16 protein-coding genes are annotated in these 19105 nt (G+C 43.8%); 14 read left to right on the top strand and 2 right to left on the bottom strand.

The features are described 5' to 3' along the window. Window positions 1-96: 96 nt before the first annotated feature. From I6E61_RS03655 to I6E61_RS03605, 11 genes are all read left to right on the top strand, one after another. On the top strand, window positions 97-1371 hold the full coding sequence (locus I6E61_RS03655) for an NRAMP family divalent metal transporter (RefSeq protein ID WP_227685658.1): 1275 nt from the start codon (window positions 97-99) through the stop codon (window positions 1369-1371). 352 nt (window positions 1372-1723) lie between these two features. After that, a complete protein-coding gene (gene prpB / locus I6E61_RS03650; RefSeq protein ID WP_197129955.1) occupies window positions 1724-2617 on the top strand; it encodes a methylisocitrate lyase in 894 nt (297 codons plus the stop codon). Between the two features lie 129 nt (window positions 2618-2746). Then, on the top strand, window positions 2747-3400 hold the full coding sequence (locus I6E61_RS03645) for a DUF2059 domain-containing protein (RefSeq protein ID WP_197129953.1): 654 nt from the start codon (window positions 2747-2749) through the stop codon (window positions 3398-3400). Window positions 3401-3497: 97 nt separating this feature from the next. Further along, window positions 3498-4625: a 2-methylcitrate synthase gene (gene prpC, locus I6E61_RS03640; protein WP_194196505.1), complete on the top strand. Its 1128-nt coding sequence runs from the start codon at window positions 3498-3500 to the stop codon at window positions 4623-4625. A 264-nt stretch (window positions 4626-4889) separates the two neighbouring features. Next, complete coding sequence (gene acnD / locus I6E61_RS03635; RefSeq protein ID WP_197130746.1) at window positions 4890-7523, top strand: Fe/S-dependent 2-methylisocitrate dehydratase AcnD; 2634 nt, start codon at window positions 4890-4892, stop codon at window positions 7521-7523. A 231-nt stretch (window positions 7524-7754) separates the two neighbouring features. Next, window positions 7755-8051 (top strand): type II toxin-antitoxin system Phd/YefM family antitoxin, encoded by a 297-nt coding sequence (locus I6E61_RS03630; RefSeq protein WP_197129951.1) that lies wholly within the window; start codon window positions 7755-7757, stop codon window positions 8049-8051. Window positions 8052-8086: 35 nt separating this feature from the next. Further along, the gene (locus tag I6E61_RS03625; protein ID WP_037025847.1) at window positions 8087-8347 is read left to right on the top strand and encodes a Txe/YoeB family addiction module toxin; all 261 of its coding nucleotides are present in this window, start codon (window positions 8087-8089) and stop codon (window positions 8345-8347) included. 80 nt (window positions 8348-8427) lie between these two features. Beyond that, the gene (gene prpF, locus I6E61_RS03620) at window positions 8428-9681 is read left to right on the top strand and encodes a 2-methylaconitate cis-trans isomerase PrpF (protein ID WP_197129949.1); all 1254 of its coding nucleotides are present in this window, start codon (window positions 8428-8430) and stop codon (window positions 9679-9681) included. Between the two features lie 141 nt (window positions 9682-9822). Next, window positions 9823-10161, top strand: coding sequence for an Imm51 family immunity protein (locus I6E61_RS03615; protein WP_197129947.1), 339 nt, complete (start codon window positions 9823-9825; stop codon window positions 10159-10161). Window positions 10162-10195: 34 nt separating this feature from the next. After that, entirely contained in the window at window positions 10196-12043 is a 1848-nt protein-coding gene (locus tag I6E61_RS03610; RefSeq protein ID WP_197129945.1) for an ABC transporter ATP-binding protein, read from the top strand. 119 nt (window positions 12044-12162) lie between these two features. Further along, a complete protein-coding gene (locus tag I6E61_RS03605; RefSeq protein WP_197129943.1) occupies window positions 12163-12789 on the top strand; it encodes a GNAT family N-acetyltransferase in 627 nt (208 codons plus the stop codon). A 64-nt stretch (window positions 12790-12853) separates the two neighbouring features. Here the strand turns inward: I6E61_RS03605 and I6E61_RS03600 are convergent, their stop codons facing one another. Then, window positions 12854-13600, bottom strand: coding sequence for an SDR family oxidoreductase (locus tag I6E61_RS03600; protein ID WP_197129940.1), 747 nt, complete (start codon window positions 13598-13600; stop codon window positions 12854-12856). A gap of 285 nt (window positions 13601-13885) precedes the next feature. On the opposite strand from I6E61_RS03600, the gene I6E61_RS03595 reads away from it, so the two are divergent. The 3 genes from I6E61_RS03595 to I6E61_RS03585 all read left to right on the top strand — a co-directional run bounded on the left by I6E61_RS03595 (window position 13886) and on the right by I6E61_RS03585 (window position 17929). After that, window positions 13886-15292: a DUF2868 domain-containing protein gene (locus I6E61_RS03595; RefSeq protein WP_197129938.1), complete on the top strand. Its 1407-nt coding sequence runs from the start codon at window positions 13886-13888 to the stop codon at window positions 15290-15292. Between the two features lie 62 nt (window positions 15293-15354). Then, window positions 15355-16329, top strand: a complete 975-nt coding sequence (locus I6E61_RS03590; protein WP_197129936.1) for a sterol desaturase family protein — start codon at window positions 15355-15357, stop codon at window positions 16327-16329. Between the two features lie 37 nt (window positions 16330-16366). Beyond that, the gene (locus I6E61_RS03585; RefSeq protein WP_197129934.1) at window positions 16367-17929 is read left to right on the top strand and encodes a DUF3482 domain-containing protein; all 1563 of its coding nucleotides are present in this window, start codon (window positions 16367-16369) and stop codon (window positions 17927-17929) included. Between the two features lie 62 nt (window positions 17930-17991). Here I6E61_RS03585 and I6E61_RS03580 read toward each other — a convergent pair whose 3' ends face one another. Continuing rightward, window positions 17992-19008, bottom strand: a complete 1017-nt coding sequence (locus I6E61_RS03580; RefSeq protein ID WP_197129932.1) for an ArsA family ATPase — start codon at window positions 19006-19008, stop codon at window positions 17992-17994. Between the last annotated feature and the right edge of the window lie 97 nt (window positions 19009-19105).

Below are 19105 nucleotides of genomic sequence, written 5' to 3'. Positions count from 1 at the left end.
AGTCACCGCTTATTTTTTTGTACACATTGCTGTAATGGTTGCTGGCAGTACATCACAGGACGTGATGGCTGGCTATTTAACTATTTCGAGGGACTCATGACCGCACAACAACTCAACAACACCGACATGGCTGGCACTGCCCAAGAAGGCTTCAGCTGGCGCATTTTTGGTCCTGGTATTCTAATGGCGACTGCTGCTATTGGCGGCTCTCACCTTATTTCATCAACGCAGGCTGGTGCTATCTATGGCTGGCAGCTGGCCATTATGATTATCTTAGCCAATGTGTTTAAGTATCCGTTCTTTCGCTTCGGCACTGATTATGTCTATGATACGGGCGAAAGCTTGATCGCAGGTTATGCTAAACGCTCAAAAGCATATTTGTGGATTTACTTTGTCTTATCTATCCTATCAGCAGTGATTAGTACAGGAGCGGTGACCCTGCTTGCTGCAGTGATACTAGGCTTTATGCTACCCGCGTCCATTGGTCTATCTACGATGGCGCTATCATTAATCATCGTAGCAGTATCATGGTTTTTTCTACTTGCCGGCCACTATAAACTACTTGATGGTGTGACTAAGTGGATTATGATTGCTCTGGTCTCCGCAACGGTGTTGGCAGTAATGATTGCTGCTGGCAAACCAACGGTGATGACGCCTGACTTTATTCCCACCTCTCCTTGGAATTTAGCAACGTTAGGCTTTATTGTGGCACTCATGGGTTGGATGCCAGCGCCGCTTGAATTTGCTGCCATTACCTCAATGTGGACATCTGCCAAAGTCAAAGCCGATCACACCACTCACAAACAAGGTTTGCTTGATTTTAATGTGGGATTTTTGGTTTCTGCTATTTTAGCGCTATTCTTTTTATCATTAGGTGTTTTCGTTCAGTATGGTTCTGGTCAGGAGATTCAAACCGCAGGCGTCGCTTATATTGATCAGCTTATCAATATGTATACGGCTACTATCGGTGAATGGTCAAGGCTTCTGGTCGCCTTTATCGCCTTCATGTGTATGTTCGGCACGACCATTACTTGTGCTGATGGCTATGGCCGTGCGAATGCTGAGTGCTGGCGTTTACTGAAAGGTGAAAGCGATATTAATAAAAAACAAGTCGCCTTTTGGACGACTTACGCTATTGGTGGCGGTTTAGTAATTATCACTTTCTTCACTGGACAACTGGGCGTTATGTTGAAGTTCGCTATGATATCAGCGTTTGTTTCTGCCCCTATCTTTGGTTGGTTAAATTATTCATTGGTTAAGAAGCATCAAAAACTATCAGCAGGTATGAATGCTTATTCAATTATAAGCTTACTGTTCCTAGGTGGCGTTGCCTTATTATTCTTAGCCAACCTTGCAGGCCTCTTTGGCTAAACACTTATCCATATCACGTCTAATACTCTTTAAAGCCCTTTTAGCCTCGCTATTAGGGCTTTTTTCTTTTGTGATGTTTAGAAAATCAGATGGGCACTCAATTTGTCTTTGTAAATAAATGTAAATATTAAGGGGTGATTGATGAAATTATTTTACTAAAATGAATAGTAGTGCATATGAAACATTGATCTATGCATATAGCTATTTATATATTAAATACTATTAAATTAAGTTAATAGATAAATTAATAAATTTAACTAAAAATGGTAAAGGCCCCCTTCTCAGTGGTCGATAATTGGGTATAATCGATAACAATAAAGAGATTATCATCCCTCCAAGTAAGGATTAAAACATGACTTTATCATCTGCTGGCGCGCGCTTCCGTAGTGCCTTGAAACAAAAAAACGATAACAACCAACCACTACAGATTGTTGGCGCTATTAATGCTTATACCGCAATGATGGCAACTCAAGTGGGTCACCAAGCGTTGTATCTATCTGGTGCCGGCGTGGCCAATGCCTCATTTGGCTTGCCTGATCTGGGTATGACCAGTCTCGATAACGTCTTAGAAGATGCTCGCCGTATCACCGATGCCATTGACACACCGCTATTGGTTGATATCGATACTGGTTTTGGTGGCGCCTTTAACATTGCCCAGACCATTAGAAAAATGGAAAAAGCAGGCGTGGCAGCCGTACATATCGAAGACCAAGTGGCGCAAAAGCGCTGTGGACATCGCCCTAATAAAGAAATCGTTAGTATCTCAGAGATGGTCGACCGTCTAAAAGCGGCACTAGATGCCAAAACCGATCCTGACTTTGTAGTAATGGCGCGTACAGATGCCTTGTCTGTAGAAGGTCTTGATGCTGCTGTTGAACGTGCTGTTGCATTCCAAGAAGCTGGCGCAGATATGATTTTTGCTGAAGCGTTAACCGATATCGAGATGTACCGTAAGTTTACCGATGTACTAGACATTCCTGTGCTAGCAAATATGACTGAGTTTGGTCAGACTGATTTATATACTACTGATCAGCTGCATGGCGTTGGAGTCGATATGGTGCTGTATCCGCTATCAGCCTTCCGTGCGATGAACAAAGCGGCATTAAACGTCTATCAGCATTTACTGAACGACGGTACACAAGACAAAGTTGTCGATACCATGCAAACTCGTATGGAATTGTATGATTTCTTGAATTATCATGAATTTGAGCAAACGCTAGACAAGCTATTCGCTGATAACAAATAGTTAATGATTAGTAGCTAGTTGCTAGTTAGTTTAATTAGTGATCTTAATTATCACCTAGCAACGCCAAAAGATACATTGCTACTGCTGTTATCTTTACGACACTCATCTTCACTTACCTTTAGGTTATTTATGTCATTTTTTACCCCTAGTTCTATCGTTAAATCTTCAATTTTTAGCTGCACGCTCGCTGCGTTGTTGCTTACGACGGGCTGTGATAAAACACCAGAAACTGCTGACGACACGACTAGCGATGCAAGCACTGCTGAAGTCGTTGCTACAGATAAGGCTGCTGCACCCGCCACTCAAGACGACCTAGTAATGACAACAATTACGCTAGACACTGTCAACAAGCTATTATTTGCACCGATTATCAATAGCGGTACACTCAGTGCAGAGCAAGTAAGCTGCCTTGAGTCGCGCGATGAAGACTTAGGTAAAGTAGAAGTCGACAGCTTCTATAAGAATCAGTTTACCGATGCAGAGCTGCAAGAGTTGGATGACTTTTATACGTCAGAGGTGGGGAAAAAGTTGATTGCTTTTGGCAATGAGCAATTGCTCGTCATGAATGGCGAAGAAATTGCAACGCCAATGGCTGAACCTACTCCAGAAGAGATGACGGAAATTCAAACATTCAGGGAATCACCGCTTGGCGTTAAGTATATGAAGATTAATAATGCAGAAGGCGAAGGCAGCGCAATGGAAGTGCTAAACGTGCCTATCGAAGCCGAATTTAAGCGTTGCAATGTCGATTTAGGTGGCCCACAGCCTGAACAGCCTGCGTAATGCTCAACTGGCGCTATAGTCAGTTATTAACCAATAAATTCATTATCGGAAACACCGTTTTTTACCCAAAAAAGCTACCCACAAAAGGAATTTAATCATGGCAGCACAGAAAGAACTTTCAGGCGCAGGTTTACGTGGTCAAGTCGCTGGCAAGACGGCACTATCTACTGTTGGTAAGTCAGGCTCAGGTCTGACCTATCGCGGTTACGACGTGTCAGAACTGGCAGACAAATGCATCTTTGAAGAAGTGGCCTACTTGCTACTGTACGGCAACCTGCCAAATCAGAGCCAACTTGATGCTTATCAAACCAAACTAAAAGGCTTACGTGGTCTGCCACAAGCACTAAAAGACGTATTAGAGCGTATCCCAGCGACTGCACATCCAATGGATGTATTGCGTACTGGTTGCTCTATGCTTGGTAACCTTGAGACCGAGACTGACTTTGCAGAAGAAAACGATCAAACCGATCGCATGCTTGCTGTTTTCCCATCGATTATCAACTACTGGTATCGCTTTACGCATGATAACGTGCGTATCGAAACCGAAACGGATGATGAAACCATCGGCGGTCATTTCTTGCATCTGCTAAAAGGTGAGAAACCAAACGAGCTACACACGAAAGTGATGAACGTGTCTCTTATCTTGTACGCAGAGCACGAGTTCAACGCTTCAACCTTTACCGCTCGCGTTTGTGCTTCTACTTTATCTGACATTCATTCTTGTATCACAGGCGCGATTGGCTCATTACGTGGTCACTTGCATGGCGGTGCGAACGAAGCCGCGATGGATATGATTGAAGGCTTTGGTTCAGCTGATGAAGCTGAGACAGAAATGATGGCTATGCTGGCACGCAAAGACAAAATCATGGGCTTTGGTCATGCGATCTATAGCGAGTCAGATCCACGTAATGTCGTGATTAAAGGTTGGGCTGAGAAGCTAGCTGCGGACGTTGGTGATGAAGTGTTATATCCAGTATCAGTACGCTGTGAAGAAGTCATGTGGCGTGAGAAGAAACTGTTCTGTAATGCTGATTTCTTCCATGCATCGGCCTATCACTTTATGGGCATCCCTACCAAGCTATTCACACCTATCTTTGTTTGCTCTCGCTTAACAGGCTGGGCATCTCATGTGTTTGAGCAACGTGCTAACAACCGTATCATTCGCCCAAGTGCCGAATATACTGGTGAAGAGTTACGTCCAGTACCAGATATGAGTGCGCGTTAATATCTCTTTTGGTTATCGGTCATGACATGATATGTCATGACCGATAACCTGTTTAGCTGCTAAATATATTTTTATATTTGGCGGCTAAAACCTCTTTTTCTTAATGACCTCAATATTATTTTTTTAGCAAAGTCTTTATTTATCGCTTTTTATCACTAAAAACGAGAAACACAACGATTTTGCTAAGAGAATATCTTTTATTAATTTTAATCTAAACCAGCCAACCGCTAAAGGTGACTTATGGACAATGCACTAGTACAACCAATGAATGAACCCTTTAAAAAGCCACTGCCCGATACTGATTTGTATTACTTTGATACCCGTGAGGCTGTCGAAAACATCGAAGCTGGTGCGTATGACAAACTACCATTCTGCTCAAAAGTATTGTGTGAAAACTTGGTTCGCCGTTGCCCACCAGAAGAGTTAACCAATGCACTAAAGCAGCATATCGAAGGCAAGCAAGACCTCGACTTTCCTTGGTACCCTGCCCGCGTGGTATGTCATGACATCTTAGGTCAGACCGCGTTTGTTGATTTGGCAGGCCTACGTGATGCCATCGCTGAACAAGGCGGCGATCCGTCAAAAGTAAATCCAATCGTGCCAACTCAGCTCATCGTTGACCACTCACTAGCCGTTGAGCACGCAGGCTTTGAAGTAGATGCATTTGAGAAGAACCGCGCGATTGAAGAGCGCCGTAATGATGACCGCTTTCACTTCATCAACTGGTGTCAGTACGCTTTTAATAATGTGAATGTCGTACCACCAGGTAATGGTATCATGCATCAGATTAACCTAGAGAAAATGTCACCCGTGGTACAAGTGGTAAAAAACAAAGCGGGTGAAGAAGTCGCTTTTGCCGATACCTTGGTTGGTACGGATAGCCACACGCCAATGGTTGATGCGTTGGGTGTTATCTCCATCGGCGTTGGCGGATTAGAAGCTGAAAGCGTCATGCTGGGCAATCCATCATATATGCGCCTCCCTGATTATGTGGGCGTCAAACTAACGGGCAAACTGCAAAAAGGCATTACGGGTACGGATCTGGTACTCGCGATGACTGAGTTTTTGCGTGATGCCGGCGTGGTGTCTACTTATATTGAATTCTTCGGTGACGGCGCGCGCCAATTAACCGTCGGTGACCGTGCCTCTATCTCCAACATGACACCAGAATATGGTGCCACCGCAGCGATGTTCTATATCGATGAGCAAACCATCGACTATCTACGCCTAACCGGTCGTTCTGAGGCTCAGATCAAATTGGTTGAGCAGTATGCCAAGCAAACTGGCCTATGGGCTGACGGCATGGAAAAAGCCGAATACGCACGCGTGCTTGAGTTTGATCTATCAGCAGTCGTACGTAATATGGCAGGCCCTTCTCGCCCGCATGCACGTGTATCAACCACAGATTTGGTTGCTAAAGGTATCGCTCATGGCGCTGATGAAAAGCTACCAGAACCAAAAGACGGCATGATGCCAGATGGTGCGGTTATTATTGCTGCCATTACTAGCTGTACCAATACCTCAAACCCACGCAATATGGTTGCTGCAGGCCTCGTCGCCCGTAATGCTAATGCCAAAGGATTGTTACGTAAGCCTTGGGTAAAATCATCATTAGCACCCGGCTCAAAAACGGTCAAAATGTATTTGGAAGAAGCTGGGTTGATGCCTGAGCTACAAGAGATCGGCTTTGACGTGGTTGGTTTTGCTTGTACGACATGTAATGGTATGAGTGGTGCACTGGACCCTGATATCGAAAAAGAAATCATCGATAATGATTTGTTCACTACAGCAGTACTGTCTGGTAACCGTAACTTTGACGGTCGTATCCATCCGTATGCCAAGCAAGCATTCTTGGCATCGCCGCCACTGGTTATCGCTTACGCCATCGCTGGTAACATTCGCTTTGATATCGAAAAAGACTCATTGGGCAAAGATCAACAAGGCAATGATGTCTATCTAAAAGACATTTGGTTTGATGATGATGAGGTTGACGCCATTGTTGCCAAAGCAGTTAAACCTGAGCAGTTCAATGCCGTTTATATCCCTATGTTTGATGAAGCCAAAAAAGATACCGGTAAAGCTTTAAGCCCACTGTATGACTGGCGTGAAATGACGACCTATATCCGCCGCCCACCGTACTGGGAAGGCAAAATGGCGAAAAAGAATACGCTAACAGGTTTACGTCCGTTGGCAGTGTTGGGTGATAACATCACAACTGACCATATGTCGCCATCAAATGCAATCTTGGGTGAATCAGCTGCTGGTGAGTATTTAGATACCATGGGCTTGCCTGCCGAGGACTACAACTCATACGCCACCCATCGCGGTGACCATTTAACCGCACAACGTGCCACCTTTGCCAACCCTAAACTATTGAACGAAATGGTACGCGATGAAGATGGTGAGGTAATCCAAGGCTCACTGGCGCGTGTTGAGCCAGAAGGTCAAGTCATGCGTATGTGGGAAGCGATTGAGACCTACATGAACCGTGAGCAGCCACTTATCATTATCGCAGGTGATGGTTATGGTCAAGGCTCTAGCCGTGATTGGGCTGCCAAAGGTGTGCGTCTAGCAGGCGTAGAAGTAGTCGTTGCAGAAGATTTTGAGCGTATTCATCGTCAAAACTTAGTCGGTATGGGTGCATTACCACTACAGTTCGAGCAAGGTGTTACCCGTGAGACCTTGAACATTGACGGTACCGAAGTGTTTGATGTGACTGGTGATGTCTCTGCTGGCGGGTTGATGACTCTAGTGATCCAACGTGCTGATGGTAGCACCACTGAAACCCCTATTATCTGCCGACTTGATACTGCTGATGAAGTAAAAATGTATAACGCAGGCGGTATGCTGCAACGTTTTGCCAAAGAGTTTATCGAGGGTACGTTGGATATTGTTTAAGATTATCATGTAGGTTTTTAGCATGATAAACAAAAAAGTATAAAAGTCGCCGATGTTGTATAACCTGTTTATATGACATCGGCTTTTATTTCTTTTGCGTTCTATACATTGGTTTTTCTAACTTATACCTAAGTATTAGATAACAGCTAAATGTTGAGTTTACTTAACCAATGGCGTAATATGTACTTTATATTGTACAAGTTATAAAGTACATCATGAAAGGAGTAAGCCATGAGAGTCGTTAGTTTTTCAGAAGCCAGAAAGCACCTAAAGTCCGTTCTAGATACGGTGAATGATGATGCCAACGCCACTATCGTGACCCGCCGTGACGCTGATGATGCAGTAGTTATGTCGCTTGATTATTACAACAGCCTGATGGAAACTGTCTATCTATTAAAATCTCCTGCCAATGCGGCACACTTAGCGGAATCTATTGCCCAATATCAAGCTGGCAAGACCGTTACGCGTGAGCTAATTGATTTAGCAGCAGGTAATGAGCATACGGATAGCGACATTGAGAATGCTTGAACTCAAAGATTTTAATCAATCCAAAAGGTCTGATAATGAGTGAACAACTAGCATGGACAGATGCTGCGTGGAAGGACTATCTGTATTGGCAAACACAAGACAAAAAAACTCTCAAACGTATTAATAAGCTCATCACCGAATGTAAGCGTAATCCGTTTGAAGGTATTGGTAAACCTGAACCCCTAAAAGAAAACCTATCTGGATTTTGGTCAAGACGCATCGATGATGCCAATCGGTTGGTATATGCCGTTGATGATAACTATCTGACGATTATCTCTTGTCGCTATCATTATTAACGAACGTTCTTAGTCATGCATGTTTACTTGCTGATGGCATCATACCTAATCTTATAACAATATAAAAAGGACTTAATACAGTGGCCCAAACCAATTCTAAATCAACACCCTCTTTTGCCCCGCAACTATCCGTTCCTGCTACCTATATGCGCGGTGGCACCTCAAAAGGCACGTTTTTTAAACTATCGGATCTACCAGAGCGTTGCCAAGTCGCAGGCCAAGCGCGCGATAACTTCTTATTACGTGTCATCGGTAGTCCAGATCCTTACGGCAAACAAATCGATGGCTTAGGTAATGGTAGCTCTAGCACCTCAAAAACGGTTATTTTATCGAACTCTGACAAATCAGATCACGATGTGAATTACCTGTTTGGGCAAGTCAATATTGCCAAACCTATGATTGACTGGGCAGGAAACTGTGGCAATTTAACCGCAGCGGTTGGTGCCTGTGCCATTAATATGGGACTGGTTGACGCTGATAAGATCAATAACAGCATCAATGACAATGCAGATAGCGGTATTTGTGAAGTGCGTATCTGGCAAGAGAATATTGGAAAAACCATCATTGCGCATGTGCCTGTCTATTTGGATGAGAAAAACAAGGTACAAGTTCAAGAAACAGGCGACTTTGAATTAGATGGTGTAACCTTCCCTGCTGCTGAAGTTAAAATTGAATTTATTGATCCTGTCGATGCCACTAGCGATATGTTCCCTACTAGCAACTTGGTCGATGACTTCGATGTATCTGGTTGTGGCTTAACTACCGACAGCGTCAAAGCCACTTTTATCAGCGCAGGCATCCCAACTATCTTTCTGAAAGCAGTAGATTTAGGCTTTACGGGTACTGAGTTGCAAGGCAATATCAACAGCGACGGTGAGCTACTTGCCAAGCTTGAGACTATCCGCGCTAAAGGCGGCGTTGCGATGGGCTTGTTTAAAGATGTGAGCGAGGCGCAGACCAGCCAACATATTCCTAAAGTCGCTTGGGTAGGCGCAGCACAGAGCTATACCGCCTCTAGTGGCAAATCGGTTGATGCTGGCGAGATTGATTTGGTGGTACGTGCTATGAGCATGGGGCAATTGCATCATGCCATGATGGGTACAGCTGCCGTCGCCATTGCAGCAGCGGCAACCACACAAGGAACCTTGGTAAATGAGGCCGCTGGTGGTCAGAAGTTCGATGAAGTACGTTTTGGTCACCCATCCGGTACGTTGCTGGTCGGTGGAAAAACAGAGCAAGTCGATGGCCGCTGGCAAGCCAAGAAAGTATCAATGAGTCGCTCAGCTCGCCGTATAATGGTTGGTGAGGTTTTTGTGCCAGCTGATGCATTTTAGATCGATGAGAACGGGTTACCAATCATGATATCGCATATCTAAAATGGATGAACCACTCTATTTCTCCGATAATTCTGATAATATGCTATATATTCTGAGATTTTAATGTCTAAAGGTATAGCATCATGAGTGATCTAGATTTTGAGCAAAAAATCAGCCCTTTTTTTTTGGGTAGAGCATAAAGATAGCGCGTCTGTATGTTTGAGTGACGTCGGCTCTTATAAGGCGGATATATTCGCCACACGTGCAGATGAGGGGTTTGAAGGCAACGGTTATGACTGGGGAAGTTTAGCAGCTGTATTTTTGCAAGAACAGCATCCTGAATGGGAAAATCTAGTAAATTTTGATCCAGAGGGTAGCATGTTTGTGGCTTATTCTTCAGATAAAAAGGTCTTAAGCGCTTTCATTTTAGCTTTTAAGCAAGCGTGTGAAGATGACAAACTGATATCTGACTTATTTTTGCGAGCTGAGCTAGATTAAAAATTCACCCTAAACGTTAGGTTTGTTTTTCGATATGCCAACACCACCGCGCCGTGTACCACTTAATAACAAGCCGCCCACCAATAAAGTAGAACGGGGCGCTTTGCTGTGGTCTATCCTTAAAAAGTTGGCTGTGTTTGCTGCACCTTACAAAGCATTAATCTTACTGACCTTAGTACTGACTGTGCTCGGCTCTTTTACCGCGCAGGTCAATGCTTTTGTTTTGCGTTATACCGTAGATACCTTAACCGATATCGCTACCCTTGCTGACCCTTGGGCAGCTGGTGTACGTATGCTGAGTATTATTAGCGCCGTGCTACTCATAAAAGAGCTACTGTCCATTTTTATCTCGTTTGGGCAGCGCTATTTTGGTGAAAGAATCCGCATCAATCTATCAAGGGATTTGTCTCAAAAGGTGGTCGAGAGGATATTGACCTATCGCATGTCGTTTTATACCAGTAGCAATAACGACAGTGGCAAACTACAAACCCGTATCGATCTAGGCGTAAGTAGTCTCACCACTTTGGTACAAAACTTTTTTATTGATATGCTGCCGCTATTTGCCAGTGCCATTGTGTCACTTGTTATCATGTTTTCGACCAATTTTTGGGTAGGTATGGTCGGGCTTATTATTGTGCCCATTTATTTCTTTATTAGTCAAAAACAAGCCAATCGTTTACAAGGATTTCGTCGACAAATGCGCGGCTATCGCGAAGCCAAAAGCGGCTTGGTCATCTCCTTAATTAATGCCATCAGCGTGGTCAAATCTTTTGTACGTGAGCCAATCGAAGCCCAAAAGCATTTAGTTATCCAAAAAGACATGACTGACAATCAGCTACGTATTCGTAGCATTGCCTTTATTTATGATGCCATCAAAACTTTTATCGAACAGATTGGCGTGGTGGTTATTATTTTACTTACCGCGTATTTTGTCTTAAAAGGTGAGATGACCATCGGTATGATTTTGTTTCATGTCATGTTGTTTCAAAATGTCGCCGCCCCTATCCGTCAGCTGCATCGTATTTATGACCAAATCAATAATGCCTTAACTTATGCAGAAGGCTTCTTCGATATTTTAGAAGATGACAGCCAAATTGAAACCCTTGGCGGTTTACAAAGTGATAAATTGCAAGGTCATATCGAACTTAAAAACGTCGATTTTACCTATCCTAACGGCACAAAGGCCCTAACCGATGTCAGCTTCGCCATAAAACACAACCGTATTACTGCACTAGTGGGCCTGAGTGGCGCAGGTAAAAGCACTATTATCAACTTGCTGGTAAAGTTTTATGCGCCAGACGCGGGCAGTATTTGCTTAGATGGACATGATTTAGACGACTATGATACGCAGGCATTGCGCCAAAAAATTGGGCTTGTATTGCAAAGTAACCATATTTTTTCAGGTACGATTGGGGAAAATATTCGTTATGGTGACATGAGTGCGAGCGATGAAGACATTGTAGCTGCTGCCAAAAAAGCCTCTATTCATGAGCAAGTCATTCAGCTACCACAGGGTTATGAGAGCGAAGCAAAATCATTATCTGGTGGTCAGCAGCAACGTATTGCGCTGGCAAGAATGTTTTTAAAGGATCCACCCATCGTATTTTTGGATGAGCCCACGGCCAGCCTTGATGCAATTGCCAGTCAGCAAGTCAAAAAAAGCTTGGATTTGATTAAAGAAGATCGAACCGTGATTATCGTATCGCACAATATTGCGCAAATCATTGATGCCGATGATTTGGTGGTGATAGAAAATGGCCGAGTGGTAGAGACAGGCACGCATGAAGAACTGTATAAAAAACGTGGTAAGTATTTTGAGATTTTTAGCGCCATGTCTGATAGCTTGAACTTGGATAAAATCAGTCAAACCCTACATGGTTAGGAATGGTTAATACGTACTTAAATCGTTATAATGCGCATTACTTGAACCGTTCCGATGTTTAATCGCCATTTAATATTGTACTTAACCTCAATAATCAATTTGTTAAAAGCTGCTTAATTATGACCTGTACCTTTTCTATTAAAACGTTCGATGAGTTAACCTCCGTTGATCTATATCATATTTTAAAAGCCCGCTCGCAAGTGTTTGTGGTCGAACAAAACTGTGCTTATCAAGATATGGATGAGCTGGATTTTGATTGCCTGCATTTGATTGCGCATCAGAACGAGGCGTTGGTGGCGTATTGTCGCATTATCCCGCCTGAATTTAATAAGTTACGGTCTAACTTATCATCATCCGATGCGACGACCAAAGTAAGCGATGCCTCTATGTCCTCTATTGGCAGAGTGCTGGTATTAGCCGCCCATCGAGGGGAGGGTTTGGCACGAGATATGATGAATCATGCCATTGCGCATTGCCGTAAAAAATACGGTAAAAAACGCCCTATCATCATCTCTGCACAAGCTTACTTAATTAGCTTCTACGAATCTCTAGGGTTTGTACCAGAGGGTGAGCATTATCTCGAAGACAATATCGAACATGTAAAAATGGTTCTGCACGTTGTCAAAAAAGTCAAAGTAAAAAAGGAAAGTACAGGTGCGTCCTCTACGACGAGTAAAGTACTAAGCTTTTTACTGTTGATTATGGCGGCTTTATTTGTTCTAGGCTTGTTGTATTTGATGACCTAAATCAATATTGATGCTCTTAACTCTCAATATATAGATCATCAATACTGTGAAAACATTGTTAAGACTACCAAGGTATGGACTCTCCAGCCCAATCTACAAAGCTGCCTGATTGAGTAGTGGTCATATTACTCAATACTTCTAGCAAGCACTCTGCACTATAGGCTGGCGAGAATAAATGTCCGTCAGCCACATTACTCTGAAAAGGTGCTGAGAGTTGCGTGTTGACCGTTCCTGGCTGCATGACCACCACACATACGTCTTTAAGCGACCTTCCCCATTCGATACTCAGATTTTTCATCCCCATATTGAGTGCCGCTTTGCTCATACGATAGCTATACCAACCACCCAATTGATTGTCACTGATACTACCCACTCGCGCCGATATCGTCGCAAAAATTGCGGGCGTGTCATTGCTACGTGTGGCTTTTGCCAGTAGTGGTTTGAAGTGCTTGGCAATAAGTAAACTGGCTAGGGCATTCACTTGCATATTCTGTAAGAAAAACTCAGTCTCCATCTGACGTAGGGCTTTTTCGGGTTGCTGCGTGTCAGTATGCAATAATCCCGCACAGTTAATGACCCAATCGATATGATTTGTCTGCTGCTTCATGATGTCAGCCGCTTGCTCGATACTGCTCTCATCGCAGACATCCATCGATATCCAATGTAAGTTGGGTGCTTCGAAATCAGGTATATTCTTATGGTGAGTAGCAAAGACAAGCGTGTCCTGTATTGTACTGGCGGTCAGCTGCTCTATCATGGCTTTACCAATGCCACCTGTACCACCGATGATTAGATAGGTTTTATTATTCATGACGATTCCTTTTTTGGATTATTTTTGACTGAGCTTTTATAAACTTTATCGTTCTTGTTGTCGTATATACGGTTCATTTTGGCGTACTTTTATGGTCTTTACCATGATGGAAATGTTTAAAGGGTGGGTAGTTACGAATGAAGCCCGCCAACTATAAGTCCCTTATGGATTCCATTTTTCTAAAAATAAAATCGTTGATATAGAGGCTATCGTTATTATATATACGCTACAATAATCAATTATGACCATTCTAAATCAACGCTTTTATACGGATGTTATCGCATTATGCTATCACCCCAAGATCAATTGACTGAGTTGGTACGCACGCTTGAGACACAGCAGCATGTGTTTGCCACTGACCCGCTACTCATCACAGAAAAACTGCAAGGCGAAGATGGCAAACCCATCCAAAAGCTGCATCGCCGAGCCTCACGTATCGATAGTAACGGTGCGTTGGCACAAGTTTTGGGTAAAATTGACGGCCGTATCAAAGGCATCATGATCGTGATGAGCGTGGTGTGGTGTATTTCAGGATTTTTAGGGCTGTTTACGCTATTACAGGCCAATGTGGTTAACTTCTTTTATGTGTTGGTTTGTCTATTAGGGTTTCATACTATTATGCTCTTGGGCTGGTTGGCCATGACGCTGATTAATCAAGGCAAGCAATCTTCTAATTGGTTTGCCAGTTTTGTCAGTCCCAGTTACCTCATACGTGGCAAAGATGATGTGACTAAGGCAGCGGTTAACTTGTACGAACGTCAATTGCAGCATAGTGGTATGCGATGGTATCTCGGTCGATTTAGCCATCAATTGTGGCTCGCGACGTTGACCGGCATGCTACTGGCGATTGTATTTTTGTTGGTTGTGCGCCAGTACAGCTTTAGTTGGGAGTCGACCTTACTGTCTGATCAGGCGCTTATTACTTTGACTCAGGTATTAGGCTGGCTACCTAGTATGGTGGGATTTGGGGTGCCGGACAGTACCGCTATCGCACAGAGCAGATTGGTGACAGATGCCATGCCATTATCTGTCGCACGGCAATGGGCAGGGTTATTGGTTGGTAGCTTGCTGATGTATGGCATCGTACCACGAGCGATTGCTTGGGCGTTTTGTGCTTTGATGTTCCGTTGTAAAAAAATGCGTTTGGACATAAAACTGCCCTATTATCAAAAGATTTTGAATTTTTGGCAACGTCATGTGGTAGACGCCGATGATTTTAACGAAGCACCTGCCCCTGTCGCACCAAAAGCAACCGTGAGTGCTGGCAAGAAACTGGTTGCGCTACTTGAATACCCAACCGAGCAAGATAATTGGTGGCAATCAGGTCTTGATAACACACTTGCAGGCGATGTGGAAAATTTTGGCATATTAGATGATCGTGACGATATGGCACGGTTAAAGACGTATTTAGACAGTCACCCAGTACAAGTTGTACTGGGTATTCATAATAAAGCGCTGCCTGACCGTGGTACATTGCGTAAGCTTGATCAGATTGCCAGTCATGCAACAGAGGGGCTGATTGTAAAACTGCTTCGTGATACTCGCCCGACTGCCAATCACGTGAATAATGAGACTTCAAACATTGCAAATGCTTCGGCATCACAACAAGTGGAAAACCAAGGCGTTCGCTATCAGCAGTGGCAGACAGCGCTTTCTGCTCGAAAAATCGGTTTGGTGAATGCTGAGGGTTAGAGAAAGGTATTTCAAAGCTCGTCGGTAGGCTAAGGATAACTCATAATGGAAAGGAGTCCAGTATGACAGCAGCAGATAACGACCTGATGATGCTAAGTCAATATGGTCAGATATTGGATGGTTATAAAGAGGCGCTGAATCAAACGATTTTGACCATTTCTCCTGAGTCATGGCACCCAATGCTAACAAGTATTTTGCCTGCGCACTGGCAAGAGTGGCTATTACCGCTGGCAGGTGGACCGTTTTTCTTATTATTCCTAGCAGAGTGGTTTTATCAATCTAAGCGCGGTAATGGTCAAAGTTTTAGTTGGAGACGTGCAATGACCAACTTTAGCTTGGGTGGCTCTTACTTGGGTTTTGAGCTGGTGGTACAAGCCCTTATCGTCGTACCCATCTGTTTATGGTTATATCAATATCGATTGTTTACCATTGAGGTCACTTGGCTGACGGCTATTCCTATATTTATCGCGGTTGAGTTTAGCTATTATTGGTTCCATCGTGCCTCGCACCGGATGAATTGGTTTTGGTCTGCCCATGTATTGCATCATTCTGATGATAATATGAACCTATCCACTGCGATGCGCCAAAGTTTACTGTACTCAGTCACAGGTTGGTGGTTATTCTTTGTGCCGTTGATGCTACTTGGTGTACATCCAGTATGGGTATTTTTCTTTTACGCACTTGATCTTATTTATCAGTTTTTTATCCATACGGAAACCGTTGGCAAATTTCCGAAATGGGTTGAGTATATTTTTGATACTCCATCCAATCACCGTGCCCATCATGGTACCAACGATGAATACATTGACCAAAACTACGGCGGCGTGCTTATCATCTTTGATCGCTGGTTTGGTACTTATGTAGAAGAAGATACCATCAATAACCCAGTTCAATACGGTGCAGTTGGTGAAGCCAGTCACGATAATATTATTGGTTTAATCTTTGGAGTGTTTTATCGTATGTGGCAGCGTGTCTTTCGTGCCAAAGGATTTAAGCAGAAGTTAAAAGTATTATTCAGACCACCCAGTGCCGCATAACGCTTTTGAATATTCATCATTAATATAAGATTCTATTATGAATAACGACCACGACAATTATGATAATAATAAAAACAATGACAAACCAGTTGGGCTCTTTGCGGATAAAGGGTATGCAGTAGCGCCTGATGCTGTTACTACTGATGCCACGATGACTAAGAAAACGGTAGCCAGTGGTGAAGCGCTCAAACTGGCGGTCGTTGGTCATACCAATACCGGTAAGACCTCTATTTTGCGTACCTTGTTACGTGACGTTTATTTTGGTGAAGTTAAAAACGAGGCTGCCACCACACGGCATGTCGAGCAGGCGCAACTGACAGATAGCCAAACTGGCGAAGTGCTAGTCGCACTATATGATACCCCTGGTCTAGAAGATGCCTCAGGATTGATGGATTGGTTAGAAGATAATACGGCCAGTCGGCGTGATGGTATTGAACGATTGCAGCAATTCTTAGCGTCGGATATTGCTCAAGGTGTAGACCATTCAGACAACTATGACTATAGCCAAGAAGCCAAAGTGATTCGGCAACTGCTGGCAAGCGATATGGCCATCTATGTCGTTGATGCGCGTGAGCCAGTGTTGGGTAAGTATAAAGATGAGCTGGCTATTTTATCTTGGGTTGCTATCCCTGTGATGCCTGTCTTTAATTTCACGGACAGTCAAGATGCCAATATCGACGAATGGCAGACGATGCTGGCAAGACGAAACTTGCATATATCCACGCGTTTTGATTCGGTTGCTTTTGAGTTCGAAGATGAAATGCGCTTATGGAAAAACCTAGCCACCATGCTTACCCACTCTGAGATGCTTGAGCAGCTGATGCAGCGTCGGACGGAAAATTGGGCAAAATTGAGTGATGAAGCAAATATTATCATTGCTGACTTTCTGATCAATGTCACCGCTTTCGTTCGTGAGATTAATGACAGCGACGATCCTATGCCAGTGTTGGCACAAATGCAGGAAGCTGTTCGCCAAAGCGAGCGTGCTATGCAGCATAATTTGCTTAATTTATATAAGTTTTATGACAATGCAGTTGCTGCAACGCCCCTTGAATTACAAGCATACCAGCAAGACCCATTTGACCCTGAGCTGTTAAAGAGCTACGGCATACGCACGACCTCTGGGGCAGCAGCCGGCGCACTATTAGGCTTAGGTGTTGATGCAGCAGCACTAGGCACCACATTGGGGTTGGGTGCAGCGATTGGTGGTATTGCAGGAGGGTTATTATCTAACACCAGTAGTATTGCTGATAGGATCTCAGGGGTAAAACGCTTATACATTGATCCTGCTACGTTGACACTATTAGCCACTCGCTCGATAGATTTACTCACGGCACTACGTCATCGTGGACATGCTGCAACAGATGCGACCCAGCTGATATATAAAGGCGCAAAAAATAACGTTGAATCAGAACAAAATGAAGACGACAACTTAGTGACGCCATGGCCAACGCATAAATTACCAAGTGAGTTAAAAAAAGCACGTGGCAAGCCGCAATGGTCATCACTTAGTAGTGGAAAATCTGAACAAGCTCAGTTGTTACGGGCAGATATGGCGTGGTCGCTTTCAGCTAAATTGCAGTCGTATAATAATGACTAGCCAAACTGATCATAATTACACACTTGGCAAATAAAAGAACTGTCAGTGTTATTCTCGAATATTTATAGTACTGGTCGCAATAAAGCACTGAGTGCATCAGTACCACGTACATCAGTTTGCTGCAGATAAATCGGATATAGCGGATACTTGGTAAAGCTTTGTTCTATATCCTGCACGAGTTGCTGCTGCCTATCTGCTCGACGCTGCCAAAAATCATCAGACTGAGTCGGTGCTATCAGCTGATTGATGACTATTGCTGCTGGCGTGAGCTTACTTTCTTCTAACTGTTTGATGGCGCGTCTGGTCTCAGCCAATGGCAATACGTCGGCAGTCATGACCAACACAATCGCTGTTTGTGCACGGTCATGAAGTAGTATTCCTGCCTGACGAAACAGCTGCTTGCGTTTTTCTAACACAGATACAGCTTGCTCCCAACGGTCGGATTTTTTTGCTGCAAATGGATTTGCCACATCATTTTTATCATTTTTTTGATTGTGACTGTCCAAATGATTTGCCACCGAGCGCAATTTAGACTGTCGGCGCTGCTGTGCAAGCAGTCCGTCCGTCCACGCACCCATCATCTCTGGTAGCACCAGTAACCGCAGAGTATGCCCTGTTGGTGCCGTATCAAAAATAATGTGATCATAATTTGCATCTGCAGCGTTCACTAAATGTTGGCACATAGACTCAAGCATCGCCGCTTCTTGTGCACCTGGTGCTGATTTTGACAGTTTTAGGTGTTCTCGAATCTTGGGCATCATATCTGGATTGGCATAGGCTGTAATGGTGCGCTCAACTTGTGCAAAATGCTCATCAACGATAGTGTCAGGGTTTAGCTCAATCGCATCTAGATAAGGTGATATCGCTGTTTTTTCGTTCTTCAGTCGAACATTTAATACATCGCCTAAACTGTGTGCTGGATCGGTTGAGACAATTAAGGTCTTTTTCTGTTGGCTGGCATAGTAACTGGCAAGTGCAGCGGCAGTCGTAGTCTTTCCCACACCGCCTTTTCCACCGATAAATATAATCGGTTGTGTTACTAGTTGCTCTACCAATGCCTGTAAAGAATGTAATGCCATGCTTATCTCTCTTTTTTAATCAATATATAGTCGGTGAAATACTAAACCGCTATGGCGTTATCCTCCTTAGATGTACTACTTGTACAATCTGCAGTCG

It is taken from the genome of Psychrobacter sp. NZS113, assembly GCF_015864825.1.
Classification (GTDB): Bacteria; Pseudomonadota; Gammaproteobacteria; order Pseudomonadales; family Moraxellaceae; genus Psychrobacter.
Note: the sequence above shows the minus strand (reverse complement) of the source record. Positions and strands in the feature narration are given on the sequence as shown.